The organism is Flavobacterium sp. (assembly GCF_043760115.1).
Taxonomy (GTDB): domain Bacteria; phylum Bacteroidota; class Bacteroidia; order Flavobacteriales; family Flavobacteriaceae; genus Flavobacterium.
Genome location: NZ_JAYUPK010000156.1, coordinates 1 through 4,875, shown reverse-complemented (window position 1 = coordinate 4,875; position 4,875 = coordinate 1). Strand labels below are relative to the sequence as shown.

Genomic DNA, 4,875 nt, shown 5'->3' with positions numbered 1-4,875 from the left:
ACTAGAATATTTAATTGTAAAAAGAAGAAGGTTAAAAAAGCTTTTCGTGGGAATGCGTTAGAACAACCCACGTTAATCTAAAAGCTAATAGAACTTTTAAATTTTATCAATTACTTATTTAAATTTTATGAAAAAATTATTAAAATTATTGTTTATAATAACACCATTACTCATATTTACAAAATGTGCCTTACCAGATGAAAGTTTAAAAAATGATGAAAATATTGATTTATCAATTTTGAAAATTGAAAATGGTATATTAAATTTACCAAGCAAAGATTACATTTTACAAATTGTTAAAGAATTTAAAACTGGTGTAAAGGAACAAAATGATTTCTATTCACAAATAAAAAAATTGCAAGATTTAGGTTATAAACCATTAACACCATTTTTAAACGGTTTAACAACTAATGAAATTCAAGAATTTGTAGTTAGAAAAAAAGAACGTATTAATAAAAGAAATATTGATTTTGGTTTATATCAAAGTAATAAAAACAGTCAAGATTTAGAACTTGATATAGACGATGAATTAATTTCTGACCCTGTTTTATCAAGTTTGCTAAATGAAAATCGAGAAATAATTATTGCAGATATATTATATAAATATACCGAATTAGGTTTATTTTATATTGAGAAACAAAACAAACAGGTTTTATATGATTATTATGACAATAAAACACCTCAAGAAAGATATGCATTAATAAATCAATATAATAACGAACACAGCACAACAGATAAACCACAAGAAATAATTGAACAGCTTGGACAAGGATTAACTACTTTTAGAATTTCAATGCCAGATACTGCTTATACAGTAGATGAATATGGAGGTGGCGGTGGTGGTGGAAGTTCTGCTCCTACAGGAGGAAATGGAGTTTTTAATCCAGCAGACTTTGGTGCTTGTGAAATAATGAGTCAAGGATTTTTTGAACAAATATTTGGTGAATCAGAATCTTGTTATGATTATTATAATGATAACAGAAGAGTAAAAGTGAAATATTTTAATCAAAATTTTGGTATCTTTTCTTCAATTGGTTGTTCTACAAGACTTCAAAAAAGAGAACATCTTAATTTATTGTTTGGAACAATCTCTTGGTGGGAAAAATCATATGCACAAAAGATTAGAATGGGTGTAAATAATTTAACTTATACTTATAATTTTAATGTTCCAGTATACAATAGTGCACAATATAATTATCAAACTACTTTTTTTGAATATAATAACGTTAGATATAATATTAATGGTCAAGTAATACCAACAATACCTACTAGTGCTGGAAGTTTTAATTTTCCTGTTGATAATAATAATAATGTTATTGACATAACTGTTTTAGGATATAATGCTATGTTTACAAATGGACAAGTGAATCAGGCAATTGATGCTGCTTTAGATCAAATTATTTCTTCAATAAGTACATTTGCTCTAAAACAAGATTTAATAACGAAAAAAGCAGAAGGAAATTTAGTGGTTAGGACAGTTTATGTAGAGCCATTTTCAAATAAAATTAAATTTATAGTTGCGAATCAATTTTGGGCATCAAATGATGATAATGCTGTTGTTAAATATTTTGATTTTAATTTTTTATTAACCTACAATAGTAGTACAAATTATAATCCAAACAATACGCAACAATTTATTGATTTACTACAAACATTTAATGGTGCAAGACAATACGATGATGTTAAAATTGATATGTTCGGCGCTGCATTACACAACAATTACTGGAAAGGTAGAAAATTATTAAAAAATTAATAAATTAACCAACACCATCAAAAAATTATATTTTTTTGGTGGTGTTATTTTTCTATATGAATAAATTAATTTTACTTACAATAACACTTATTACATCAACTTTGTATTCGCAAAAGCTGAAAGGTTTTGGTGGTGGTGGAGTTTATTTAAATCCAGCATTTGAAAAATCATTATTTGTAAACTTAAATACTGGTCTTGAATATAAAGTCAACAATTTAATAAAACCCGAAATAGAATTTAATTACTATTTTGGAAGTTTACCAGATGCCTCAATTTTCAATGAAGCTAATATTCAAACTTCATTGCTTGTAAGAACAACTTCAGCTATGGGAATTAATTTTTGCCCAAAAATAAATTTAGGTGATTATGAAGATAAAGTAATTTTTCAAATTTTTACTCAATTTAATATTTATAATGTAACAGCTAAAGGTTCATTATTTACTTTAAATAGTAATCAAACCAATTTAATAAAAACAGACTCTGATGAATATAAAGAAATTCGTTATTCATTTGGAATTGGAATTGGAATGTTATTTGAATTAAATGGAAATAATTCACAATCGATTGCTTTAAATCTAGTATATAGTAACATAGAAATAGGAAATGCTATAAATAAATTGAAATTTAATGGTGTAATAGAAACCAGGCAGTCACTAGGAATATCTTTGAAATATTATTTCAGCTTTAAAAAAAATAAAAATAACATAATAAATTAATTTGGTATGAAAAAAATTATTATAATGTATATAATATTTATGAAAGTTTTAATTTTCGCCCAACCAGTAATAAATTCTAATGATTTAAATAATATTGGTTCAGGAAATATATTTTCTACTAATCCTTCTGGTTTCACTACAGGTTTATCTGGCGCAAATATAACTTGGAATTTTTCAGCATTAACTCTTGTTCCTAATGGAACATTTATTTCAAGTATTGATACTACAGCTCCATTTATAAGTAACTTTATTGGTGCAAATTATATCATAAAAACTACTTCAACAGGAATTGATTACTATGAAATTTATAAATTGGATTCTTCAAAACTTGAAATTTTAGGTATTACTACAGATTCAGCAGTTGTAGTTAATTTTAGTCCAAATCCTCAAACTTTGTTTCAATTTCCATATGCTTATAATTCAACAATATTTGATACCTACTCAACAATTAATGATCCATCAGCAGATGATCCATTTACAATTCTATATGATGCTTATGGAACATTAATAACACCTTATGGCACTTTTAATAATGTGTTTAGAACAAAGAAGTTAGATGGAATTTTTCCAATATTTACTTGGTATTATCCAAATTCAGCATTAAAACTTTTGACAGTAACATTTGGTTCTGGTGGTGTTAATAATGTTAAATTTTACCACTATACTAATTTAGAATTATCACAAAATAATCTAAATAAATCATTAACTATTTTCCCAAATCCAATAGACACAGAATTAACAATTTATAATTTTAATACTAATATGACTAATTTTAGTTTTGAAATTTTTGATTTGTATGGTAGATTAATTAAATCTGATAAATCAAAATTTAATGAAAAAATTAATATCGACGAACTTCAAAGTGGAAGTTATTTATTGGTTTTAAAAGATGAAAACAATATTTTTAAATCAAAAAAAATAGTAAAAAAATAATTTATTTAATGCTTATGAAAAAGTTAATCCTAAAAATAGTGCAATGTTTAGCAATATATTTTATTTCCATTTATACTCATGCGCAAGATACAATAAGTGTGGAAAAATCTACCTTTGGTATACAAACTGGAATTTTGGGAATTTGGGTACATAACGAAATGAGATTAACAAATCAAATCGCATTAAGAACAGAATTAGGATTTGATACTGTTGTTTTTAAAGGAAATTTTTATCCTAAAGCAGGATATCTTATTACGCCAGTTATTACTTTAGAACCTAGATGGTATTATAATTTAAGAAAAAGAAAAAAAGTCTCAAAAAATATTTCTGGAAATAGTGGAAATTTTGTGACTTTACAAACAAGTTTTCATCCTAATTGGTTTGTAGTATCGAATTATAATAATATTAAAATAGTAAATCAAATTTCAATAGTTCCAACTTGGGGAATTAAAAGAAATATTGGATCTCATTTTACTTATGAAACTGGAATTGGATTAGGTTACAGATATTACTATGCAAAAAGTGAAGGTTATACTAAGGATGAAAAGTCAGCTTCAATAAACTTACATTTAAGATTAGGCTACAGATTTTAATTTAAATTAGTATTTAATAAATATATAGATTTTAATTAAAACTAAAAAAGTCTCCTAAACGGAGACTTTTTTATGCTTTAAACTTCAACGGTAAATGAACCACTTTCTTGGTTTCAAAAAATTCCTCTTTAAAAAATTCTGAAATATTATATTCTGTCGCTTTTGGAAAATCTTTTAACTCCTCAGTTAAATCGCCACCTTTTAAATATAAAATTCCGTTTTTAAGTTCGTGTTTATTGGTTTTTTTAATTTTGTCTTTTATCCAAGAAACAAAATCTGGCATATTGGTAACGGCTCTACTTACAATAAAATCATAATCGCCTTTTACATTTTCTGCACGAAGTTGTTCTGCTTTTACGTTTTTAAGATTCAAACTTTCTGCTACAGCTTTAACTACATTTATTTTTTTAAGAATTATATCTATCAAATAAAATCTCGTTTCTGGAAACAGTATCGCTAACGGAATTCCTGGAAAACCACCACCAGTTCCAACATCAAGAACATAAGTTCCTGGTTCAAATTGTATTATTTTTGCAATGGCTAACGAATGTAACACGTGTTTGGTATACAATTCATCAATATCTTTTCTAGAAATTACATTTATTTTAGCATTCCAATCTTGATATACATCATATAATTTTTCAAATTGATCTTTTTGAATTTCTGACAAGTTTGGAAATTGCTTCAGAATTTCTTCCATAATTTTAATTTTTTACAAAAGTAGTGATTTTACAAATGTTATTTTTTGATTAATTAACACTTGTCGAATGTTAATAATATTTATATTTGTAAAAATTAAGTGTTTATATGAATGCAACAATGCCAACCTTTTCTAAACTAGACAATTTAAAGAGATCAATTTGAAAAATTATATGATGTA

The 4,875-nt window shown here is 25.4% G+C and carries 5 protein-coding genes; 4 read left to right on the top strand and 1 reads right to left on the bottom strand.

Features of this window, described 5'->3' with window-relative positions:
- Positions 1 to 127: 127 nt before the first annotated feature.
- The 4 genes from ACH2BC_RS13535 to ACH2BC_RS13520 are packed head-to-tail and all read left to right on the top strand — an operon-like array spanning position 128 to position 3,995.
- The gene (locus tag ACH2BC_RS13535; RefSeq protein ID WP_395054540.1) at positions 128 to 1,753 is read left to right on the top strand and encodes a hypothetical protein; all 1,626 of its coding nucleotides are present in this window, start codon (positions 128 to 130) and stop codon (positions 1,751 to 1,753) included.
- 56 nt (positions 1,754 to 1,809) lie between these two features.
- Complete coding sequence (locus tag ACH2BC_RS13530) at positions 1,810 to 2,469, top strand: hypothetical protein (RefSeq protein ID WP_395054539.1); 660 nt, start codon at positions 1,810 to 1,812, stop codon at positions 2,467 to 2,469.
- A 6-nt stretch (positions 2,470 to 2,475) separates the two neighbouring features.
- Positions 2,476 to 3,402 carry a T9SS type A sorting domain-containing protein gene (locus ACH2BC_RS13525; RefSeq protein ID WP_395054538.1) on the top strand — a complete coding sequence of 309 codons (927 nt, stop codon included), beginning with the start codon at positions 2,476 to 2,478 and terminating at the stop codon, positions 3,400 to 3,402.
- Between the two features lie 14 nt (positions 3,403 to 3,416).
- Positions 3,417 to 3,995 carry a hypothetical protein gene (locus ACH2BC_RS13520; protein ID WP_395054537.1) on the top strand — a complete coding sequence of 193 codons (579 nt, stop codon included), beginning with the start codon at positions 3,417 to 3,419 and terminating at the stop codon, positions 3,993 to 3,995.
- A gap of 70 nt (positions 3,996 to 4,065) precedes the next feature.
- On the opposite strand, the gene rsmG is transcribed toward ACH2BC_RS13520, so the two are convergent.
- Positions 4,066 to 4,695, bottom strand: a complete 630-nt coding sequence (rsmG, locus tag ACH2BC_RS13515; RefSeq protein ID WP_395054536.1) for a 16S rRNA (guanine(527)-N(7))-methyltransferase RsmG — start codon at positions 4,693 to 4,695, stop codon at positions 4,066 to 4,068.
- Positions 4,696 to 4,875 lie beyond the last annotated feature (180 nt).

What these genes read in the sequence shown, in the direction of transcription:
- ACH2BC_RS13535 (WP_395054540.1), top strand. Translation starts at nt 128, where the DNA reads ATGAAAAAATTATTAAAATTATTGTTTATAATAACACCATTACTCATA.
- ACH2BC_RS13530 (WP_395054539.1), top strand. Translation starts at nt 1,810, where the DNA reads ATGAATAAATTAATTTTACTTACAATAACACTTATTACATCAACTTTG.
- ACH2BC_RS13525 (WP_395054538.1), top strand. Translation starts at nt 2,476, where the DNA reads ATGAAAAAAATTATTATAATGTATATAATATTTATGAAAGTTTTAATT.
- ACH2BC_RS13520 (WP_395054537.1), top strand. Translation starts at nt 3,417, where the DNA reads ATGAAAAAGTTAATCCTAAAAATAGTGCAATGTTTAGCAATATATTTT.
- rsmG (WP_395054536.1), bottom strand. Translation starts at nt 4,695, where the DNA reads ATGGAAGAAATTCTGAAGCAATTTCCAAACTTGTCAGAAATTCAAAAA.